Annotated in this window: 17 protein-coding genes; 10 read left to right on the plus strand and 7 right to left on the minus strand. The window is 72.8% G+C overall.

The features are described from left to right. Positions 1-220 precede the first annotated feature (220 nt). The 7 genes from QSK22_RS09960 (at position 221) to QSK22_RS09990 (ending at position 10,085) form a co-directional block, all read left to right on the plus strand. Positions 221-1,759, plus strand: a complete 1,539-nt coding sequence (locus QSK22_RS09960; RefSeq protein WP_285493764.1) for a sugar ABC transporter ATP-binding protein — start codon at positions 221-223, stop codon at positions 1,757-1,759. Further along, positions 1,756-2,874, plus strand: a complete 1,119-nt coding sequence (locus tag QSK22_RS09965) for an ABC transporter permease (protein WP_285493765.1) — start codon at positions 1,756-1,758, stop codon at positions 2,872-2,874. The genes QSK22_RS09960 and QSK22_RS09965 overlap by 4 nt, the downstream gene beginning before the upstream one ends. Positions 2,875-2,955: 81 nt before the next feature. Continuing rightward, entirely contained in the window at positions 2,956-4,017 is a 1,062-nt protein-coding gene (locus QSK22_RS09970; RefSeq protein ID WP_285493766.1) for an ABC transporter substrate-binding protein, read from the plus strand. Between the two features lie 45 nt (positions 4,018-4,062). Further along, complete coding sequence (locus QSK22_RS09975) at positions 4,063-5,265, plus strand: Gfo/Idh/MocA family protein (RefSeq protein ID WP_285493767.1); 1,203 nt, start codon at positions 4,063-4,065, stop codon at positions 5,263-5,265. 193 nt (positions 5,266-5,458) lie between these two features. Beyond that, positions 5,459-7,996: a PQQ-dependent sugar dehydrogenase gene (locus tag QSK22_RS09980; protein ID WP_285493768.1), complete on the plus strand. Its 2,538-nt coding sequence runs from the start codon at positions 5,459-5,461 to the stop codon at positions 7,994-7,996. Between the two features lie 124 nt (positions 7,997-8,120). Then, positions 8,121-8,981 carry a sugar phosphate isomerase/epimerase family protein gene (locus tag QSK22_RS09985; RefSeq protein WP_285493769.1) on the plus strand — a complete coding sequence of 287 codons (861 nt, stop codon included), beginning with the start codon at positions 8,121-8,123 and terminating at the stop codon, positions 8,979-8,981. A gap of 90 nt (positions 8,982-9,071) precedes the next feature. Beyond that, positions 9,072-10,085: a sugar phosphate isomerase/epimerase family protein gene (locus tag QSK22_RS09990; RefSeq protein WP_285493770.1), complete on the plus strand. Its 1,014-nt coding sequence runs from the start codon at positions 9,072-9,074 to the stop codon at positions 10,083-10,085. Between the two features lie 104 nt (positions 10,086-10,189). Here QSK22_RS09990 and QSK22_RS09995 read toward each other — a convergent pair whose 3' ends face one another. From QSK22_RS09995 to QSK22_RS10025, 7 genes are all read right to left on the minus strand, one after another. Then, positions 10,190-10,999: an ABC transporter permease gene (locus QSK22_RS09995; protein WP_285493771.1), complete on the minus strand. Its 810-nt coding sequence runs from the start codon at positions 10,997-10,999 to the stop codon at positions 10,190-10,192. Beyond that, positions 10,996-11,949 carry an ATP-binding cassette domain-containing protein gene (locus QSK22_RS10000; protein ID WP_285493772.1) on the minus strand — a complete coding sequence of 318 codons (954 nt, stop codon included), beginning with the start codon at positions 11,947-11,949 and terminating at the stop codon, positions 10,996-10,998. Before QSK22_RS10000 ends, QSK22_RS09995 begins: the two co-directional genes overlap by 4 nt. 48 nt (positions 11,950-11,997) lie before the next feature. After that, positions 11,998-12,840 carry a DUF4097 family beta strand repeat-containing protein gene (locus tag QSK22_RS10005; RefSeq protein WP_285493773.1) on the minus strand — a complete coding sequence of 281 codons (843 nt, stop codon included), beginning with the start codon at positions 12,838-12,840 and terminating at the stop codon, positions 11,998-12,000. 92 nt (positions 12,841-12,932) lie between these two features. Next, positions 12,933-13,517, minus strand: coding sequence for a hypothetical protein (locus QSK22_RS10010; RefSeq protein ID WP_285493774.1), 585 nt, complete (start codon positions 13,515-13,517; stop codon positions 12,933-12,935). Positions 13,518-13,617: 100 nt separating this feature from the next. Beyond that, complete coding sequence (locus QSK22_RS10015) at positions 13,618-14,850, minus strand: cytochrome P450 family protein (protein WP_285493775.1); 1,233 nt, start codon at positions 14,848-14,850, stop codon at positions 13,618-13,620. A gap of 172 nt (positions 14,851-15,022) precedes the next feature. Then, positions 15,023-15,631 carry a methyltransferase domain-containing protein gene (locus QSK22_RS10020; RefSeq protein ID WP_285493776.1) on the minus strand — a complete coding sequence of 203 codons (609 nt, stop codon included), beginning with the start codon at positions 15,629-15,631 and terminating at the stop codon, positions 15,023-15,025. Positions 15,632-15,681: 50 nt separating this feature from the next. Beyond that, positions 15,682-16,533 (minus strand): DUF72 domain-containing protein, encoded by an 852-nt coding sequence (locus QSK22_RS10025; RefSeq protein WP_285493777.1) that lies wholly within the window; start codon positions 16,531-16,533, stop codon positions 15,682-15,684. Positions 16,534-16,661: 128 nt separating this feature from the next. On the opposite strand from QSK22_RS10025, the gene QSK22_RS10030 reads away from it, so the two are divergent. The 3 genes from QSK22_RS10030 (at position 16,662) to QSK22_RS10040 (ending at position 20,626) form a co-directional block, all read left to right on the plus strand. Next, a complete protein-coding gene (locus QSK22_RS10030) occupies positions 16,662-17,489 on the plus strand; it encodes an SAM-dependent methyltransferase (protein WP_285493778.1) in 828 nt (275 codons plus the stop codon). A gap of 575 nt (positions 17,490-18,064) precedes the next feature. Continuing rightward, positions 18,065-19,303 carry an ABC transporter ATP-binding protein gene (locus tag QSK22_RS10035; protein WP_285493779.1) on the plus strand — a complete coding sequence of 413 codons (1,239 nt, stop codon included), beginning with the start codon at positions 18,065-18,067 and terminating at the stop codon, positions 19,301-19,303. 3 nt (positions 19,304-19,306) lie between these two features. Then, on the plus strand, positions 19,307-20,626 hold the full coding sequence (locus tag QSK22_RS10040) for an ABC transporter substrate-binding protein (protein ID WP_285493780.1): 1,320 nt from the start codon (positions 19,307-19,309) through the stop codon (positions 20,624-20,626). Positions 20,627-20,630: the final 4 nt, after the last annotated feature.

Genomic DNA, 20,630 nt, shown 5'->3' on the forward strand with positions numbered 1-20,630 from the left:
CCGCGGTCGCCCCCCATGCGCCATGCCCGTGGCCGCCCTGCGACCGCTGCGTGCCGTGGCGGCCCCCTCGCGCAGCGCCACCGGCCGCCGCCACGGCAGAGTTTGTCCTCTGAGCGTCGAAAGCTGCACGTAATCCGAGAAAAGGTCTTCTCAAAGTCATCGAAAGTGGGTTACCTTCGCGCCAGGCCCTCAGCCGGCACCCGGAAGGAGCGCGGCGCGGATGGAGACCACCGCGGACGGCGGCCCCCTGCTCGTCATGAGCGGCATCGTCAAGGAGTTCCCGGGCGTGCGGGCGCTCGACGGCGTCGACCTGGCGGTCCGCGCGGGGGAGGTGCACTGCCTGCTCGGGCAGAACGGCGCGGGCAAGTCCACCCTGATCAAGGTGCTGTCCGGGGCGCACCGGCCCGACGCCGGCGAGATCCGCTTCGCCGGCCGCCCGGTCCGCCCGGCCGGACCGACCGACGCGATGCGGCTCGGCATCGCCACCATCTACCAGGAGCTCGACCTGGTGGACGGGCTGTCGGTGGCCGACAACATCTTCCTCGGGCACGAGGCGGCCAGGTTCGGCTTCACCCGGCGCGGCCAGATGAACCGGGCCGCCCGGCGGCTGCTGGAGCGGCTCGGCCACGGCGAGATCCCGCCCACCGCCGAGGTCGGGCGGCTGCCCGCCGCCGGACGGCAGGTGGTCAGCATGGCCCGGGCGCTGTCCCACGACGCCCGGCTGATCGTCATGGACGAGCCGTCGGCCGCCCTCGCCCACGACGAGGTCGCCAACCTGTTCCGCATCATCCGCGAGCTGACCGCCGCCGGGGTCGCCGTCGTCTACATCTCCCACCGGCTGGAGGAGATCCGCGAGATCGGCGACCGGGTCACCGTGCTCAAGGACGGCCGCACCGTCGCCGTCGGCCTGCCCGCCGACCGCACCCCCACCTCGCAGATCGTCACGCTGATGACCGGCCGCACCGTCGAGTACGTCTTCCCGCCGCGCCCGGGCCCGCGCGAGGACGCGCCGGAGGTGCTGCGCGTCGAGGGCCTCACCCTCCCCGGGCACTTCCACGACGTGTCGTTCACCGTGCGCGCGGGCGAGATCGTCGGGCTGGCCGGGCTGGTCGGGTCGGGCCGCTCGGAGATCCTGGAGGCCGTCTACGGCGCGCGCCGCCCGACCGCGGGCCGGGTGCTGCTGGACGGCCGTCCCGTGAAGGGGGCGAGCACCGCCGACGCGGTGCGGCTCGGCATGGGCCTGGCCCCCGAGGAGCGCAAGGCGCAGGCGCTGCTGCTGGAGGAGTCGGTGGCGCGCAACGTCAGCCTCGCCGGGCTGCGCCGCTTCTCCTCGCTGGGCTGGCTGGACCGGCGGCGCGAGCTCGCCGAGGTCGCCCAGCAGCTCAAGGCCCTCGACGTGCGGCCGCACGACCCCGCCCGCAAGGTGCGCACGCTGTCGGGCGGCAACCAGCAGAAGGTCGTCCTGGCCCGCTGGCTGCTGAACCGGCGCCGCCTGCTGCTTCTGGACGAACCCACCCGCGGCGTGGACGTCGGCGCCCGCGCCGAGCTGTACGGGCTGATCCGGCGGCTGGCCGACGAGGGCATCGCCGTCCTGCTGGTCTCCAGCGAGGTGCCGGAGGTGCTCGGCCTGGCCGACCGGGTGCTGGTGCTGCGCGAGGGACGGGTCATCCACCAGGCCCCCGGCGCCGAGCTGGACGAGGAGGCCGTACTCAACATGATCACGGAAGGGAGCGCCATGGGCACGGTGGGGACGCCATGAGCGAGGCCAAGGGGCACGGCGCCCGCCCGGCCGACACCGCCCCGGCCGACACCGCCCCGGCGGACACCGCCGCCGACCGGCCGCCGGCCGACGAGCAGGCCCGGGTCGAGGCCGCCGCCGCGAAGACCGCCGGGCGGCGCGCGAAGGGACCCCTGCCGCTGCCCGGCGGCCTGGCCCGGCTGGTGGACAGCAGGCACGCCGGACTGGTCGCCGCGCTGGTGCTGCTGGCGGTGATCGGCCTGGTCACCAAGCCCGGCAACTTCGCCACCTCCGACAACCTGGTCAGCATCCTGTCGCTGGCCGCCACCATCGGCGTCATCACCGTCGGCATGACCTTCGTGATCATCGGCGGGGGCATCGACCTGTCGGTGGGCGCGGTGATGGCGCTGGCCTCGGTGTGGGCGACCACCGTGGCCACCCAGTCCTACGGACCCGGTGTCATGGCGCTGTGCGCGGTGCTGGTCGGCACCGGCGCCGGCCTGGTCAACGGGCTGCTGATCGCCTACGGCCGGATGGTGCCGTTCATCGCCACCCTGGCCATGCTGGTGGCCGCGCGCGGCCTGGCCCAGCGGATGTCGGACCGCAGGACCCAGCTGGTCCGGCCGGAGAACGACGCCATCGAGGCGCTGTCCACCACCCGCGTGCTCGGCCTGCCGCTGGTGGTGTTCATCTTCGCCGCGGTGGCCGCCGCCGGATGGGTGCTGCTCAACCGCACCACCTTCGGCCGGCGCACCTTCGCCGTCGGCGGCAACCCCGAGGCGGCGCGGCTGGCCGGCATCGACGTCCGGCGGCACACCCTGCTGCTGTACGCGCTGTCCGGACTGTGCTGCGGCATCGCCGCGATCATCATCATGGCCCGCACCACCACCGGCTCCAGCACCCACGGCGACCTGTACGAGCTGGACGCCATCGCCGCGGTCATCATCGGCGGGACGCTGCTGACCGGCGGCCGCGGCACCCTGGTCGGGTCGATCCTCGGCCTGTTCGTCTTCACCCTGATCACGAACCTGTTCATCCTCAACGGGCTGGACACCAGCGACCAGCTCATCGCCAAGGGCGCGATCATCGTCGCCGCCGTGCTGCTGCAGCGGCGCGGCCTCGAGGCGCGCACCTAGCGCCGTCCGCCGAGCGCACCGGGCCGGCGCCCCGCGCACACCCCCATCCCATCCCACCTCCCCGCATTCCAGGAGCGACCAATGGCAGACAGCAGCCGCCTCGACCGCAGGGGATTCCTCGTCGGCGGAGCGGTGGTCGGCGCGGGAGCGCTCGCCGCCGCGTGCACCAGCAACGACCCCGAGGCCGACGAGGGCGCCGCCGGGCAGAACGTCGCCGCCGCCGGGGGCGACAACGACAAGCCGGGCAAGCGCGTCACCATCGGGTTCTCCGCGCCGCAGGCCGACCACGGCTGGATCGCCGCCATCGCCAAGAACGCCGAGGCGCAGGCCAAGCGCTACTCCGACGTCGACTTCCAGCCCGTGGAGCCCACCAACGACATCAACCAGCAGATCTCGGCGGTCGAGTCGCTGATCTCCCGCAAGGTCGACGCGCTGGTGCTGCTGCCCAACGACGGCGAGCAGCTCAACCAGGTCGCCCGCAAGGCCATGGACGCGGGCATCCCCGTCATCAACCTGGACCGGGTCTTCCCCGACAAGCTCTCGTACCGCACCTGGATCGGCGGCGACAACTACGGCATGGGCGTGGCCGCCGGCCACTACATCGGCGGCAAGCTGAAGTCGAAGAACGTCGCCAACCCGGTGATCGTGGAGATCCAGGGCATCGCCACCCTGCCCCTCACCCAGGAGCGCAGCAAGGGCTTCGCCGACGCGCTGAAGACCTACGGTTTCACGGTCACCGCCAAGCAGGACGCCAAGTTCACCGTGGAGACCGGCAACCAGGTCGCCAGCAACCTGCTGCAGGCGCACAAGAAGATCGACGCGCTGTGGAACCACGACGACGACCAGGGCGTGGGCGTGCTCGCCGCCATCAAGCAGGCCGGCCGCAACGAGTTCTTCATGGTCGGCGGCGCCGGCTCGGCCAACGCCATGCGCGAGATCAAAAGCGGCGGGGTGCTGGAGGCCACCGTCACCTACAGCCCCACCATGGCGTCCTCGGCGATCCGGATCGCACGGCTGATCGCGCAGGGCAAGGGCATGTCCGACCTGGTGGAACGGCAGGTCCCGCAGTCCATCACACTGGCCTCCGAGACGATCACCAGGCAGAACGTCGACCAGTACCTGCCGCTCGGATTCGAGTCCTGACCGGCGGGCAGGCCCGCCCGCAGCGCTTCGACAGGGGGAAGACAGATGACTGAAGACCGCAAGCCCGTCCTCGGGATCGGCCTGGTGGGCCACGCCTTCATGGGGCGCGCCCACTCGCAGGCCTGGCGCAGCGTCGCGGCGTTCTTCGACCCGCCGTACACGCCGGTGATGGCGGCGCTGGCCGGCCGATCCCGGGAGCGGGCCGCCGCGGCGGCGGCCGCGCTGGGCTGGGCGGCGGTGGAGACCGACTGGAAGGACCTGCTGCGCCGCGACGACGTCCAGCTCGTCGACATCTGCACCCCCGGCGACTCGCACGCCGAGATCGCGGTGGCGGCGCTGGCGGCGGGCAAGCACGTCCTGTGCGAGAAGCCGCTGGCCAACAGCGTCGCCGAGGCCGAGACCATGGCGGCGGCGGCACGGGCCGCCCGGGCCCGCGGCGTGCGCGCCATGGTCGGGTTCAACTACCGGCGGGTGCCCGCCGTCGCGCTCGCGCGGCGGCTGGTGGCCGACGGCCGCCTCGGCCGCATCCGCCACGTGCGCGCCCAGTACCTGCAGGACTGGCTCGTCGACCCGGAGTACCCGCTGGTGTGGCGGCTGGACGGGAGCAGGGCCGGGTCCGGCGCGCTCGGCGACATCGGCGCGCACATCATCGACACCGCGCAGTACATCACCGGAGACCTGCTCGTCGGTGTCAGCGCGCTCACCGAGACGTTCGTCAGGGAGCGGCCGCTGGCGGCGGGCGCGGCGGGCCTGGCGGCCGCGGCGGACGGCGCGGCGCGCGGCCCGGTCACGGTCGACGACGCGGCGCTGTTCATCGGCCGCACCGCCGGGGGAGCGCTGGCGTCCTTCGAGGCCACCCGCTTCGCCACCGGGCGCAAGAACGCGTTGCGGATCGAGGTCAACGGCTCGGCCGGCAGCCTGGCGTTCGACTTCGAGGCGATGAACGAACTGTGGTTCCACGACCGGACCGCCGAGCCGGCCACCGCCGGTTTCCGCCGGATCCTGGTCACCGAGCCCGAGCACCCCTACGCGGGCGCGTGGTGGCCCGCCGGGCACGGCCTGGGCTACGAGCACACCTTCACCCACCAGGTCGCCGACCTGCTCACCGCCATCGCCGACGGCACCGACCCGGCGCCGTCGTTCGAGGACGGGCTGCAGGTGCAGCGGGTGCTGGAGGCCGTCGCGCGCAGCGCCGCGTCCGGCAGCGGCTGGACCCCCGTCGAGCAGCCCCAGCCCGCCGCGACCTGACCCGCGCCACGCGGACACCGCACCCGAGACCCCGCTCACCCTGCGAACCCACGCGCGGACGGGGTTCGGACACCCCGGGTCCCGCGTGCGTCCGGGACCGGCGCGCCGGTCCCCGGGATCACCGAGAGGAAGACACCGACCCAGTACCCGACCTTCTGCCGATCCGTTGCTCCCCCCGGCGAGGAGGAAAGGCATGGAGACCCCCACCCCTCCAGGCCGCACGAACCCCCATTCCCCCCGTTCCCACCGTGACCGCACCCGGCGCGGGCGACGCATCGCCACCGCGGTCGCGACCGCCGTCGCGACCGCCGCGGCACTGGCCGTCCCCGTCGCGGCGGCGGCCCCGGCCGCGGCGGTGCCCGACGACCACTTCTACCCGTACACGCTGGCGAAGGGCCCCGACGAGGTTGGCGAGCCGATCTCCTTCGAGCCCCTGCCGGACGGCTCGGTGCTGCACACCTCGCGCGACGGCGTGCTGCGCCTCACCGACGCCAACGGCCGCACCTCCGTCGCGGGCCAGCTGAACGTCTACACCCACGACGAGGACGGCCTGCAGGGCGTCGCGGTCGACCCAGGCTTCACCGAGAACCGGTGGGTCTACCTCTACTACGCGCCGCGGCTGGACACCCCGCTCGGCGACGCCCCCGAGACCGGCACGCCCGCCGACTTCGAGCCGTTCAAGGGCTACAACCAGCTGTCGCGCTTCAAGCTGAGCGAGTCCGGCGAGCTCGACCTGGCCAGCGAGCAGAAGATCCTGCAGGTGCCCACCGACCGCGGCATGTGCTGCCACGTCGGCGGCGACATCGAGTTCGACGCCCAGGGCAACCTGCTGCTGGCCACCGGCGACGACAGCAACCCGTTCCAGTCCGACGGCTACGCGCCGATCGACGAGCGGCCGGACCGCAACCCGGTGTTCGACGCGCAGCGCACCTCGGCCAACTCCGACGACCTGCGCGGCAAACTGCTGCGCATCAAGGTCAACGAGGACGGCACGTATTCGATCCCGGACGGCAACATGTTCCCGCCGGGCACCGACCGGACCCGCCCGGAGATCTACGCCATGGGCTTCCGCAACCCGTTCAAGATCTCCGTCGATCCGGCGAGCGGCGCGGTCTACCTGGGCGAGTACGGCCCCGACAAGGGCGACGACAACGACCCCGCCCGCGGGCCGAAAGGCCAGGTCGAGTTCAACCGGGTCACCGGCCCCGGCTTCTACGGCTGGCCGTACTGCACCGGCGCCAACACCCCCGACGACACCTACGCCGACTACGACTTCGCCACCGGGACCGTCGGGCCCAAATTCGACTGCCAGAACGGCCCGGAGAACACATCGCCGAACAACACCGGCATCACGCGGCTGCCCAAGCCCGTCCCCGCATGGATCCGCTACAGCGGCTGCGACAACGCCGAGATGAACCCGCCGGACGGGTGCTCGCAGTCGGAGTCCCCGATGGCGGGCCCCGTCTACCACTACGACCCCGAGTCCGCCTCCCAGGTCAAGTTCCCGCAGGAGTACGACGGGCTGCTGTTCCTGGGCGAGTACGAACGGCGCTGGATCAAAACCGTCCAGGTCGGCGAGGACGGCTTCAAGGGGACGGTGTCGCCGTTCCCCTGGCCGCTCGGCTACAAGGTGATGGACCTGGAGTTCGGCCCCGACGGAGCCCTGTACGTCCTGACCTACGGGGAGTCCTACTTCGGCACCGACGACCACGCCGGCCTGTTCCGCATCGAGCACATCGGCACGACCGGGCGCCGCCCCGAGGTCGGCATCAGCGCCGACCGCACCTCCGGAGGCAAACCGCTGACGGTGCGGTTCTCCTCCGCCGGCACCCACGACCCCGACGGCACCGCGCTGACCTACCGGTGGGACTTCGGCGACGGCGCCACGTCCACCCGGCCCGACCCCACCCACCGGTACACCAAGCGCGGGCAGTTCTCCGCCACGCTGACGGTGACCGACGAGAGCGGCAAGACCGCGACCGACAGCCTGCTGGTCACGGTCGGCAACACCGCGCCCACGGTGACCATCGAGCTGCCGAGGGAGGGCCAGCTGGCCGACTTCGGCGACGCCGTCCCGTACCGGATCCGGGTGAAGGACCCCGACGAGCGCATCGACTGCGACAGGGTCAAGCTGACCTACCTGCTGGGCCACGCCACGCACTCGCATGCGCTGGCCGAGGCCACCGGCTGCTCCGGCACGCTCCAGACCCCGGCCGACGGCGACCACGGCCCCTCCGAGAACACCTACGGGGTGTGGGCGGCCGAGTACACCGACAGCGGCGGCCGCAAGGGCGTGGTGCCGCTGCGCGGAACCGACGTCAACGTCACCCAGCCCAGGACGCGCCAGGCCGAGCACCACAAGGAGCAGTCGGGCGTGTCGCGGGTCGACCGCCCCGCCGCGCACGGCGGCGCCACCGCCGGCGACGTGCAGAACGGCGACTGGATCATGTTCGAGCCGTACTGGCTCGGCGACGCCTCCGCGTTCACCGCGCGGGTCTCCGCCGGCGGCGCGGGCGGCACGATCGAGCTGCGGGCCGGGGCGCCCGACGGCAGGCTGCTCGGCTCGGCGCGGGTGACCGGCAAAGGCGCCTGGGACGGCGCCACGTTCACCACCGTGACCGGCGCGATCTCCCGCGCCCCCGCCCAGGCCGGGAAGATCTACTTCGTCTTCACCGGCGGCTCCGGCGACCTGTTCGAGATCGACGAGATCACCTTCACCACCTCACCCTGACACCACCTCACCCTGACACCACCTCACCCTGACACCACCTCGTCCTGACCTCCCCCTCGACCCTCCGTCCCGCCGCGGCGCGCACGCGGCGGGACGGATCCCACCCTCCGAAAGGGGACCCACGGTGCACGAGATCAACCGCCGTACCCTGCTGGGCGGCACCGCCGCCACCGCGCTCGGGCTCGGCCTCGCCGCGCTCCCCGGCACCGCGCACGCCGCCGGCGGGCGCCGCCCCACCGGCCGGGTGCCGCGCGGCGCCATCAGCATCCAGCTGTACACCCTGCGCGACCTGCTCTCCCAGGACGTCGAGGGCACGCTCCGCAGCCTGGCCGCCATCGGCTACCGCAAGGTCGAGCTGGCGGGCACCTACGGCCTCACCGCCGCGCAGTTCCGGCGGGTCCTCGACCGCCACGGCCTGCACGCCACCTCCGGGCACATCTCGCTCGCGGAGGACATGGCCCCGATGTTCGAGGACTGCGTCACCCTCGGACACCGTTTCGCGGTGGTGCCGTGGGCGTCGTTCAGTACCGCCGACGAATGGAAGAAGCTGGCCGACGACCTGAACGCGGCGGGACGGCTGGCCCGCCGGTACGGGCTGCGGTTCGGCTACCACAACCACTCGCAGGAGTTCCAGCGGCTGCCCACCGGCGAGGTGCCGTACGACATCATCACCTCCCGCACCGACCCCAGGTACGTCCACCTGGAGCTGGACCTGTACTGGGCGGTCGCGGGCGGTCGCGACCCGGTGGAGCTGATCCGCGCCCACCGGCACCGCGTCCTGCAGTTCCACGTCAAGGACCGGGCGGCCGACGGCTCGTTCGCCGACCTGGGCACCGGCACCATCGACTTCCCGCGGATCTTCTCCCACTCCCGGGAGGCGGGGGTCGTCGAGTACATCGTCGAGCACGACCAGCCGACCGCGCCGCTCACCACGGCCGAGGTCGGCTACGAGTACCTGCGCGCCGTCCGGTTCCCGAGGCGGTGACCCCCTTGGGACGCGCCCCGGCGCGTGTGACCCTGGACACACCGGACGCGGCCTCGCGCACCTGACCCGTTGCACGAACCGAGGAGCGACATGGCACGACCGATCACCCTGTTCACCGGCCAGTGGGCGGACCTGCCGTTCGAGGAGGTCTGCCGGCTGGCCTCCCAGTGGGGGTACGACGGCCTGGAGATCGCCTGCTGGGGCGACCACTTCGAGGTCGACAAGGCCCTGGCCGACGACTCCTACGTCCCGCGCAAGCTGGAGACGCTCGCCAAGTACGACCTGAAGGTCTGGGCGATCTCCAACCACCTGGTCGGGCAGGCGGTGTGCGACCATCCGATCGACGAGCGGCACCAGGCCATCCTGCCCGCGCGGATCTGGGGCGACGGGGAGCCGGAGGGGGTGCGGCGGCGCGCCGCCGAGGAGATCAAGGACACCGCCCGCGCCGCGGCGAAGCTGGGCGTGCGCACGGTGGTCGGGTTCACCGGCTCGTCGATCTGGCACACCGTGGCGATGTTCCCGCCGGTGCCGCCCGCGATGATCGAACGCGGATACGCCGACTTCGCCGAGCGGTGGAACCCGATTTTGGACGTGTTCGACGAGGTCGGGGTGCGGTTCGCGCTGGAGGTGCACCCCAGCGAGATCGCCTACGACCACTGGTCCGCGGTGCGGACGCTGGAGGCGGTCGGGCGCCGGCCCGCGTTCGGCCTCAACTGGGACCCCTCGCACATGGTCTGGCAGGACATCGACCCGGTGAACTTCCTGCTCGACTTCGCCGACCGCATCTACCACGTGGACTGCAAGGACACCAAGGTGCGGCGGGCCGACGGGCGCCGCGGCCGGCTCGGCTCCCACCTGCCGTGGGGCGACCCGCGGCGCGGCTGGGACTTCATCTCCACCGGCCGCGGGGACGTGCCGTGGGAGGACTGCTTCCGCGCCCTCAACACCATCGGCTACGACGGGCCCGTGTCCATCGAGTGGGAGGACGCGGGGATGGACCGGCTGGCGGGCGCGCCTGAGGCCCTGCGGATCGTCCGGCGGCTGGCCGAGATCGAGCCGCCCGCCGCCTCGTTCGACGCCGCCTTTGCAGGATCGGCCGACTAGCGGGATCACAGGGAGGACCACCGGAACGGCGGAGCGGCCGCGCTCCATGCGCCGAGGCGCACGATGTCGCGCGGCCGCGCCGCCCGTCCGGCTCGTGGCGCGGGTCAGCGGACGGGGGCGCGCTCGTAGAGCCGCCGCGCCCACACAAAGCACGCCACCGTCCCGCCTGCGCACCAGGCCACGGCCAGCGCGCCGTCGTGACCGATCTCGGTGCCGAGCAGCAGGCCCCGCAGGGTCTCGATGACAGGGGTGAAGGGCTGGTAGTCGGCGAACCAGCGCAGCCAGTCCGGCATCGAGTCGGTGGGGACGAAACCGCTGCCCAGGAACGGCAGGAGTGTCAGCGGCATGGGCGCGTTGCTGGCGCTCTCGACGCTCTTGGACCGGGCGCCCAGTGCCACCGACAGCCAGGTCAGCGCCAGGCTGATCAGCAGCAGCATGCCGAACGCGGCCAGCCATTCGAGCGGGGTTGCGTCGGGACGGAACCCGATCGCCACGGCCACCCCGAGCAGCACCGCGACGGCCAGCACCATCTGCACCATGCTGCCCAGCACGTGCCCGGTCAGCACCGACGACCGGGAGATCGCCATGGTGCGGAACCGCGCGACGATCCCCGCCGTCATGTCCATGGCCACCGCGACCGCCGTTCCGGTGGCGCACAGGCCCACGGTCATCAGCAGGATCCCGGGGGTGACGTAGGCGAGGTACTCGTCGCGACCGTCGCCGCCGACGGCCGCGCCGGCGGCGCCGCCGAGCCCGGCGCCGAGGGTTCCGCCGAACACGTAGACGAACAGCAGCAGGAAGATGACGGGCATGCCGATGAGCTGCACGGTCAGGGACGGGTAGCGCAGCATGTGCCGCAGCTGGCGGCGCAGCATGGTCGCCGAGTCGGTCACGGCGAGCGACAGCGCGGTCATCGGGAGACCTCCGTGGTGTGGTGGCCGGTGAGGGCGAGGAACACCTCGTCCAGGTCGGGCGTGTGGACGGTCAGCTCGTCCACGTCGATCGACTGCTGGTCGAGCAGGCTGAGCAGCACCCGCAGCGACCGCACGGCGCCGTCGCTGGGCACCCGCAGGGTGAGCGGCTCGTCGCCGCGGGCCGCCGTGCCGATCAGGCGCGCGGCCGACTCCAGCGCGGCCGGGTCGGCGAACCGCAGCCGCACGTGGGCGCCGGGCACGCGGCGCTTGAGCTCGTCGGCGGTGCCCTCGGCGACGATGCGGCCGCCGTCCAGCACGGCGATCCGGTCGGCCAGCTCGTCGGCCTCCTCCAGGTACTGGGTGGTCAGGAAGATGGTGACGCCGCCCGCGACCAGCTCGCGGATGATCTGCCACATGGCGCGGCGGCTGCGCGGATCCAGCCCGGTGGTGGGCTCGTCCAGGAAGATGACGCGGGGGTCGCCGACCAGGGTCATCGCCAGGTCCAGGCGGCGCTTCATGCCGCCCGAGTAGGTGCCGGCCGTCTTCTTCGCCGCGTCCACCAGGTCGAACCGCTCCAGCAGCGCGGCGACGCGGCGCCGTCCCTCGGCCCGGCCCAGGCGGTGCAGGTCGGCCATGAGGACCAGGTTCTCCTCGCCGGTGAGCAGGTCGTCGACGGCGGAGAACTGGCCGGTGACGCCGATGGCGGCGCGCACCGCGTCGGGGGAGCGGACCACGTCGTGCCCGGCCACCCGCAGCTCGCCCGCGTCGGCGGGGATCAGCGTGGACAGGATCTTGACGATGGTGGTCTTGCCGGCGCCGTTGGGGCCGAGCAGCGAGAAGATCGTGCCCTCGGCCACGGTCAGGTCGACGCCGTCGAGCACCACCTTGTCGCCGTAGGACTTGCGCAGCCCGGACACACTGATCGCGGGCCGGTTCGGGGGGCCTTCCATGATGTTCCTCTTTCTCGGCAGGTTCTCTCGGGGGGACGGGGCACGGGGTCAGGAGCGGCGGATGACGATGTCGCCGAAGCCGGTGCGGGCGCGCACCTCGACGGTCTCCTCGGCGGAGCCGGGACCCTCGGCCGTCTCCAGGTCGCTGCGCACGCTGCCGTTCTGGGACGCGACGTCCAGCCAGGCGGCGGTGCCCTGGCGGACCCCGATCTCCACCTCGCCGAACCGGGTCTCCAGCACGACCGAGCCGCGCACCACCTCGCCGACGCGGACGGCGCCGAAGGCGGTCTTGGCCGACAGGCCGGCCAGCGCCCTTCCGACGGTGATGTCGCCGTGGGCGGTCTTGAGCCGGGCCTCGCCGGTGACCTCTCCGACGCCGATGTCGCCGCTGGAGGTCTTCAGCACGGCCGTGCCGTCGACCTCGCCGACGCGGATCCTGCCGGTGGAGCTGGTGACCTCGGCGGGCCCGTCGGCCCGGCCGAGCGTCACCTCCCCCGCGGCGGTGCGGGCCCGCAGCCGTCCGGTGCGGTCGATGCGCAGGGCGCCCGCGGCGGTGGCGAACGTGCAGTCGCCCAGGGGCCCCTCGGTGCGGATCTCCGACCAGGAGTCGGCGTCGACGGCCGAGCCGGCGGGCAGCTCCACCGTCACGTCGATGGACGGGCCGCGGCCGACGAGCGAGCGCAGCCGGTTCTTGTACCCGGTGACGGTCAGCCGGCCGTCGGCGTACTCGACGGTGGTCTGCCGGGCGGCGTTGGCGTCGGCCTCGCTGGACTCGTCGGTGGGACGCACCTCCACGACGGTGTCGGCGCGGTCGCCCGCGCGGATGTACAGGTGGCCGGCGGCCATCTCGATGGTCGCGGCGATCGGTTCCGGGGTGTCGAATGCGGGCATGGCGAGGCCTTCCTCATGGCGCGAGCAGATGTCCCGTCACCGCGGACGGGCGTTGGACCCAGTGGGTGAAGAGCGGTGATGCGCTGGGGGCGCTAGCGCGCCCAGCCGGTGTAGTGGCGGCCGATGGGACGGCCCTGCGCGGGGCCGGCCGGGCCGCCGGGGCCGGACGGGTCGAGGGCGGCGGTCACGGCGCGGACGAGCCAGGCGTTGACCGACAGGCCCATCGCGGCGGCGGACTCCTCGATGCGCGGCTTGAGATGGGCGGGCAGGCGCAGGGTGAGACGCGCGGTGCCGCCGCCCTCGCCGCCCTCGCCGCCCTCGTCGGCGTCCTCGGGGGACACGGCGGCCGGCCGTACGCCCATCGAGACCTCGAAGGCGCCGACCAGCGCATCCTTCAGGCTCCTGGCGGGCGGTGCCTCGGGCGGCGGGTCGGCGGGGGGCGGCGTCACCACGAAGTCGGGGTCGCGGCCGCGCAGGCGCACCTCGACCGAGCCGGGCGCCAGTTCGCGGGTGATCTCGTCCGCGGCCGCCGACAGCGCCTCCAGCAGGGCGAGCCGGGCGGCCGAGTCCAGCGGCGCGACGAGCCGTTCGGCGAGCGCGCGGGCGTCCTCGCCACCGGCCTCGGCGGCGACGGCGAGTTCGCGGCGGAGGGTGTCGACGTACGGCGTGAGGTCCATGACACCACTATGACGTCATGATGACGTCACCGTCAACAGAGTGACGTCATCATGACGTCATTTGTGATGTCACATATGGCGTCAGAGTGCTGTCGCGCTGTCAGCCTTTGAGCCGGACGGGCAGCGTGCGGCGCCCGTTGGAGATGAACGACTCCTGCGGAGCGGGCTCTCCCGGACCGGCGGCGAGCGCCATGCCGGGGAAGCGGTCGAACAGGGCGGGCAGCGCGATCGACGCCTCCAGCCGGGCCAGGGGCGCGCCCAGGCAGTAGTGGACGCCGTGGCCGAACGCCAGGTGCTCCTTGACCGAACGGGTGATGTCGAACTCGTCGGCGTCCGGCCCGTTGACGTTCGGGTCGCGCCCGGCCGCGTCCAGGCAGGCGATGATCGGCTCCCCCTTGGCCAGCGTGACACCGCAGTCCAGCTCGATGTCCTCGACCGCGAACCGCAGCGGGATGTTGGCGATCGGGCCCTCGGCGCGCAGCGTCTCCTCGATCACGTCGTCCCAGCTCGCCCGGCCGTCCCGGACCAGCGCCAGCTGATCCGGGTGGGTGAGCAGCGCGTGCACCGCGTTGCCGAGCAGGTTGACGGTCGTCTCGTGGCCCGCGCTGATCAGCAGCAGCAGGGTGTCGACCAGCTCCTGCTCCGACAGCCGCGACTGGTCGTCGCGGGCGGCGATCAGGGCCGAGGACAGGTCGTCGCCGGGCGTCTTGCGCTTGGCGGCGACCAGGTCGCGCAGCAGCTCCTGCATCCGGGTGTAGGCGTGGTCGACCTCCTCCGGTCCGGCGGAGGTGTGGAAGAACGAGTCGGTGCAGCGGCGCATCTCCTCGCGGGCGGCGCGGTCCTCGATGCCGAACAGCTCGCAGATGACCTGGATCGGCAGCGGGTAGGCGTAGCCCTCGCGCAGGTCGACCACCTCGCCGGGCGCCCGGGCGTCCAACTCGTCGAGCAGCCCGGCGGCGATGGCCTCGATCCGGGGCCGCATCGCGGCGGTGCGGCGCGCGGTGAACGCGCTGGAGACCAGGCGGCGCAGGCGGCGGTGGTCCTCGCCGTAGGCGGTGAGCATGTTGCGCACGACCACCCAGGCGAACAGCGGCCAGTCCGGGCCGATGCCCCCGTTGATCCAGGTCGGCCAGTGCTGGTACGGGTCCTTGGACACGAGCGGGTCGGTGAACAGCGTCCGGATCAGCTGCGGGTCGCTGACCGCCCACGCCTCGATGCCGCCGGGGAGCTCGACCCGCGCGACCGGTCCGCGCTCGCGGATGCGGGCGGCCTCGCCGTGCAGGTCGCTGCCGGTGGGATCGATGACAAGGGGGGCGACTGCGGAAGGCTGCATCGTCCTCTCCTGAACGCGTGGGGGGAAGGGAGCGCGCGGCCTCGGCACCGGGCCGCTGCGGGCACCCCACGCACCCTAACCATGTCTTGATCATCTGTCAGTGTCGCCGTGCGAGTCGGCTGATCCGAAAACCTGGCTTCGGTCTGTCCGTGACATCCCCGGCGGTGACGGATCACGGGCGCGGGCCGGTCTCCCGCCGCGCGAGCATCCACCGCTTGGCCCCGTGCCTGGGATCCGGCGCGTCCTTCTGATCGACAACCGTGAAATCGCCGGGCAGCAGCGCGGCGGGCTCCCCCGGGGCCAGGCACCACTCGGCGGGCAGCCCGGACCGCACGCGCCGCGCCTCGGCCGTGAACGCCTCCCAGCCGAGCAGCCCGCCGGGCGCCACGGCCGCCGCCGCGGGACCGAACACCGCCCGGTCCCAGAACCCGGCGCACAAGACGAACGCGTACCGCCCCGGCGGCGGCCGCCACGTCCCCAGGTCGGCCTGGACGAGCGCGACCAGGCCGACCAGGCCGCGCCGCCGCGCCTCCCGGCCGAGCCGGTCGAGCGCCACCTCCGACACGTCCACCGCCGTCACCGCGCGCCCGGACGCCGCCGCCAGCAGCGCGCTGCCGGACGTGCCGCAGGCCAGGTCGAGCACCGGGCCGTCCGGGAGCGGCATCGCCAGGGCGCGCTCGGCCAGCGGATGCACCGGGAACGTCTCGGCGGCCTGCGCGTACTTGGCGTTCCAGCGCAGCCGGTCGGGGTGTTCGGCCAGCTCCGGCGGGACGTCGCGCATGGTCCGCACCCTATCCCGGCGGCGCCGCACGGCACCTGCGGCGCGGCGGCTCAAAACAGCGTCGGCGGCTCGGCGGGCACCGGCTCGGGCAGCGGTTGCAGTCCCGGCACGACGGCCCGGACCTCCTCGTGGAAGCGCCGCGCGAGCTCCAGGGCGTCGGCGTTGTCGGGGGTATGCACGAACACCGTCGGCGAGCGCCCCTCGCGCAGCCACCCGGCGACCGTCCCGACCCAGCGCCGCCAGCCCTCGACGGTGCGGGCGGTGTCGTCGCGGCCCAGGTACCGGACGACCGGGCTTGCGGTGAGGGCGCGCGCCCGGTACGGCAGGCGCGGCTTCTTCACCCACGCGTCCCGTTCGGCGTCGCTGGTCGGCGGGCTCTGGAAGAACGCGGTGGTGTCGAACGGCACCCACTCGGCGCCGACGCCGCCGAGCATGCGCTCCAGCTGCTGCTCGGACCGCGGGTCCTCGAAGAACGCGCGGTGCCGGACCTCCACGGCGCACCCGTACGAGCGGGGCAGCCCGCGCAGGAACCTCGCCAGCGCGCCGAGGTCGGACGGGCCGAACGACCCCGGCAGCTGCACCCACAGCGCGTGCGCCCGGGGCCCCAGCGGTTCGATCGCGTGCAGGAAGGCCCGCAGCTCCTCCCCGCCGCCGCCGAGACGGCGCTCGTGCGTGATGGTCCTGGGCAGCTTGACCAGGAAGCGGAAGTCCGGGCCGGTCTGCCGTGCCCACGTCTCCACGGTGCTCCGGGAGGGCGTCGCGTAGAACGTCGTGTTGCCCTCGACCGCGTTGCACCAGCTCGCGTACGCGCGCAGGCGCTCGGCCGGGGGGAGCGGATGGGGCAGGAAGCGCCCCTGCCATGGCGCATGAGACCACATCGCGCATCCCACGTGAAGCCGCATGGCGCCAGACGCTATCGGAAGAGCCGGCATCGCAGAGCCGGACGAGGCGCCGACGCCCTAGTCTGTGATCACTTGATTCGTCAGCATTCGTCAGAATTGTCGTAGAACGTCGCACAGGAGGCCGTGCCATGGCAGAGGACATCCCCGGCGCCCACGACGGCGGCTCCGCGCCGCCGGTGATCGACACCAGCGTCCCGCACTCGGCCCGCATCTGGGACTACTGGCTGGGCGGCAAGGAGAACTACCCGGTCGACCGGGAGGCCGGGGACATGGTGAAGCAGCTGCTGCCCGACATCGCCGTCTCCGCCCGCCACGACCGGGCGTTCCTGGGCCGGTTCGTGCGGTTCGCGGCGGGGGAGGGCATCCGCCAGTTCCTCGACATCGGCACCGGCCTGCCGACCGCCGACAACACCCACGAGGTGGCGCAGCGCGCGGTGCCCGACGCCCGCGTGGTCTACGTCGACAACGACCCGCTGGTGCTGGTGCACGCGCGCGCCCTGCTCACCAACATCAGCCCCCAGGGCGTCACCGACTACATCGACGCCGACATCCGCGACACCGCCGCCCTGCTGGAGGCCGCGGCGCGGACGCTGGACTTCTCCCGGCCCATCGCGCTGCTGCTGCTCGGCATCCTCAACCACATCGTGGACGACGACGAGGCGCGCGACATCGTGCGGCGGCTGGTGGAGGTGCTGCCCTCGGGCAGCTACATGGCGATCTCGCACACCACCGACGAGGTCGACGGCGAGGCCATGCACGAGGCCACCCGCGGGGTGACCGAGAGCGGCGGCACGCCCGTGGTGGCCCGCTCGGCGGCGCAGCTGCGAACGTTCTTCGAGGACGTGGAGCTGCTGGAGCCCGGCGTGGTGTCGTGCTCCAGGTGGCGGCCCGAGGCCACCCCCTGGGGCGAGCCGCCCGAGTACGCCCACTTCTGCGGCGTCGGCCGCAAGCCGTAGCGGCACGCTGCGCATCCACCCCGGACCTCGGGCCCGCAGGCGGACGGGCCTGATGTCACGGCGACACCGCCCACAGCGCCGACGTCAGGGAAAGCGATTTCTCCGCGGCGGGCCGGCGGGCGGCCGCCGCGCGCCCGGCGGAGCCGCCGCGATGATCTCGCCCGCTTTCGGCGGCGCCCGGCGGTCCGCCGGCACGGCGATCCGCGATCCGCCGCCCATGACCCGCCGCCGGGCGGCCCCGCGGGGCCGCCCGGCGGCTCCGCTTTCCACCCTGGCGGACCACCGCCGGCCGGTCCAGCCCAATGCCAGGAATGTCACAGTGGGATTGGATTACGGCAGATAAAGGGTCACAGCGGACAACGTTTGAATTCGACCGCATAACGATCTTTGTTACGACGTGCTCTGCGTGTTGCCCGGGCGGTGCCGATGGCGGTACGACCGTGGGGCACCGTTCCGACGATATTACGAACGTGTGACCGCCAGGTGACGCGCTCGGCGGAACGGGCGTCCGGCCGGGTGCGGTCCCCGGCGGTGGGAGGGGTGTCCGCCCCAGGGGCGGTAGAAGAGGAGACGTCGTGGCAGAGGTCGTCCTGGAAGGCGTGGGCAAGGTCTATTCCGACGGGACCCGCGCCGTGCGAGATCTCAACCTCTCCATCGCCGACGGCGAGTTCCTGGTGCTGGTGGGGCCGTCGGGATGCGGCAAGACCACCGCGCTGCGCATGGTGGCCGGGCTGGAGGACATCTCCGAGGGACGCGTGCTCATCGGCGACCGCGTCGTCAACCGGGTCCCCGCCCGCGACCGCGACGTGGCGATGGTGTTCCAGAGCTACGCCCTCTACCCGCACCTGTCGGTGCGCGACAACATCGGCTTCGGGCTGTCCCTGCGCAAGCTGCCCAAGGACCAGATCCGCGCCAAGGTCGAACACGCCGCGCAGATCCTCGGCCTCACCGAGTACCTGGACCGCAAGCCCCGCAACCTGTCCGGCGGCCAGCGGCAGCGGGTCGCGATGGGCCGCGCGATCGTCCGCGAGCCGCAGGCGTTCCTGATGGACGAGCCGCTGTCCAACCTGGACGCCAAGCTCCGCGTCCAGATGCGCGCCGAGATCGCCCGCATCCAGCGCGACCTCGGTGTCACCACGATCTACGTCACGCACGACCAGACCGAGGCGATGACCCTCGGCGACCGCGTGGCGGTCATGAAGAAGGGCGTGCTGCAGCAGGTCGCGCCGCCGCAGGAGCTGTACGACCGGCCCGCCAACCTGTTCGTCGCCGGTTTCATCGGCTCCCCGGCCATGAACCTGCTGCAGGCCAGGCTCGACCGCGACGGCGACGACGGCGGGCTGCGGCTGGAGGTCGGCGGGCAGACCCTGCCGGTGCCGGCCCGGGTGCTGGACGAGCGGCCCGCCCTGCGCGCCCACCTCGGCCGCGACGTCGTCGTCGGGATCCGCCCCGAGGACATGGAGGACGCCGAACTGGCCGGATCCGGCGGCGGCGAGGCCGGCGGCACCCTGCGCTCCACCGCCGACCTGGTGGAGGCGATGGGCTCGGACGTGCTGGTGCACTTCGCGGTCGAGGCCGCGCAGGTCGTCACCGAGGACACCAAGGAGCTCGCCCGCGACGCGGGCACCGACGTGCTCGGCGCCCTGGAGGCCCCGCGCACCGACCTCGTCGCGCGGTTCAGCCCCCGCACCCGTGTCAAGGTCGGCGACCCCGTCGTCGTCCACGTCGACACGGGGCGGCTGCACTTCTTCGACATCGACACCGGCGCGGCGCTGTGGGAGGCACCGGCCGCGTCCGGCGACCAGGAAGGATGACAGATGAGGGTCAGCAGGCGTGTGACGGGCGCCGTCCTGGCGGCGGGGCTGCTGGTCGCGGCCTCCTGCTGCGGCGGCGGTGACGACGGCGGCGAGGACACCCCCGCCGGCGGCGGCGCGCTCAAGGGCGTCAAGGTCGAGGTGGCGGCCAAGTGGACCGGCCAGGAGGAGAAGAACTTCCGCGAAGTCCTCAAGGAGTTCGAGAAGAAGACCGGCGCCACGGTCTCCTACGCCTCCACCGGTGAGAACACCGACGCCTACCTCGGGCCGCGGATCCAGGCCAAGAACCCGCCGGACGTGGCGATCCTGCCGCAGCCCGGCCTGCTCAAGCAGTACGCGGCCGACGGCGCGCTCAAGCCGCTGGCGCAGGACGTGGTCGCGCAGGTCGACCAGAACTTCTCCCCGTACTGGAAGAACCTGGCCTCCGCCGACGGCAAGACCTACGGCGTGCTGGTCAAGGCCGCCTACAAGTCGATCATGTGGTACCGGCCGCAGGTGTTCTCCGACGCGGGCGTGCAGCCCCCGCAGACCTGGGCCGACCTGGTGAAGGCCGCCGGCACGCTGCAGGACTCGGGCACCACCCCGCTGGCGCTGGCCGCCGGCCCGCAGGACTCCTGGACGCTGACCGACTGGTTCGAGAACGTCTACCTGTCGCAGGCCGGCCCGGAGATGTACGACAAGCTGGCCGAGCACAAGATCAAGTGGACCGACCCGTCCGTCGGCAAGGCGCTGCAGACCCTCGCCGAGATCTGGGGCAAGCCCGACCTGATCTCCGGCGGCGTCGCGCAGGCCACCAAGACCAAGTTCGACGAGTCGGTCACCCAGGTGTTCGGCCAGGAGAAGGCCGCCATGGTCTACGGCGGCGACTTCGCCGCGGCCAACATCGCCACCACCAAGGCCAAGGTCGGCACCGACGCGCAGGTGTTCGCCTTCCCCAAGGCCGGCAACACCGCCCCGGCCATGCTCGGCGGCGACATCGCCGTGGCGCTCAAGGACTCCAAGGGCGCGATGGAGCTGATGAAGTTCCTGGCCTCGCCGGAGTCCGGCCGCACCTGGGCCAAGCTGGGCGGCTACCTGTCGCCCAACAAGAACGTCGCGCCCGACGCCTACTCCGACCCGGTCGCCAAGCAGCTCATCCAGCAGCTGCAGCAGGCCGGCGACGCCGCCCGCTACGACCTGTCGGACCTGACGCCCGCCGCGTTCGGCGCCACCCCCGGCGAGGGCATGTGGGAGGCGCTGCGCGCCTTCGTGCAGAAGCCGTCCGACGTCAAGGGCACGCAGGAGCGGCTGGAGTCCGCGGCCGCCAAGGCGTACAAGGACTGAGGGA

Source organism: Actinomadura sp. NBRC 104425 (assembly GCF_030269545.1).
GTDB classification, from domain to species: domain Bacteria; phylum Actinomycetota; class Actinomycetes; order Streptosporangiales; family Streptosporangiaceae; genus Spirillospora; species Spirillospora keratinilytica.

Excerpts from the sequence above, each read along its gene's own strand:
- QSK22_RS09960 (WP_285493764.1), top strand. The coding sequence starts at position 221 with ATGGAGACCACCGCGGACGGCGGCCCCCTGCTCGTCATGAGCGGCATC.
- QSK22_RS09965 (WP_285493765.1), top strand. The coding sequence starts at position 1,756 with ATGAGCGAGGCCAAGGGGCACGGCGCCCGCCCGGCCGACACCGCCCCG.
- QSK22_RS09970 (WP_285493766.1), top strand. The coding sequence starts at position 2,956 with ATGGCAGACAGCAGCCGCCTCGACCGCAGGGGATTCCTCGTCGGCGGA.
- QSK22_RS09975 (WP_285493767.1), top strand. The coding sequence starts at position 4,063 with ATGACTGAAGACCGCAAGCCCGTCCTCGGGATCGGCCTGGTGGGCCAC.
- QSK22_RS09980 (WP_285493768.1), top strand. The coding sequence starts at position 5,459 with ATGGAGACCCCCACCCCTCCAGGCCGCACGAACCCCCATTCCCCCCGT.
- QSK22_RS09990 (WP_285493770.1), top strand. The coding sequence starts at position 9,072 with ATGGCACGACCGATCACCCTGTTCACCGGCCAGTGGGCGGACCTGCCG.
- QSK22_RS09995 (WP_285493771.1), bottom strand. The coding sequence starts at position 10,999 with ATGACCGCGCTGTCGCTCGCCGTGACCGACTCGGCGACCATGCTGCGC.
- QSK22_RS10000 (WP_285493772.1), bottom strand. The coding sequence starts at position 11,949 with ATGGAAGGCCCCCCGAACCGGCCCGCGATCAGTGTGTCCGGGCTGCGC.
- QSK22_RS10005 (WP_285493773.1), bottom strand. The coding sequence starts at position 12,840 with ATGCCCGCATTCGACACCCCGGAACCGATCGCCGCGACCATCGAGATG.
- QSK22_RS10010 (WP_285493774.1), bottom strand. The coding sequence starts at position 13,517 with ATGGACCTCACGCCGTACGTCGACACCCTCCGCCGCGAACTCGCCGTC.
- QSK22_RS10015 (WP_285493775.1), bottom strand. The coding sequence starts at position 14,850 with ATGCAGCCTTCCGCAGTCGCCCCCCTTGTCATCGATCCCACCGGCAGC.
- QSK22_RS10020 (WP_285493776.1), bottom strand. The coding sequence starts at position 15,631 with ATGCGCGACGTCCCGCCGGAGCTGGCCGAACACCCCGACCGGCTGCGC.
- QSK22_RS10025 (WP_285493777.1), bottom strand. The coding sequence starts at position 16,533 with ATGCGGCTTCACGTGGGATGCGCGATGTGGTCTCATGCGCCATGGCAG.
- QSK22_RS10030 (WP_285493778.1), top strand. The coding sequence starts at position 16,662 with ATGGCAGAGGACATCCCCGGCGCCCACGACGGCGGCTCCGCGCCGCCG.
- QSK22_RS10040 (WP_285493780.1), top strand. The coding sequence starts at position 19,307 with ATGAGGGTCAGCAGGCGTGTGACGGGCGCCGTCCTGGCGGCGGGGCTG.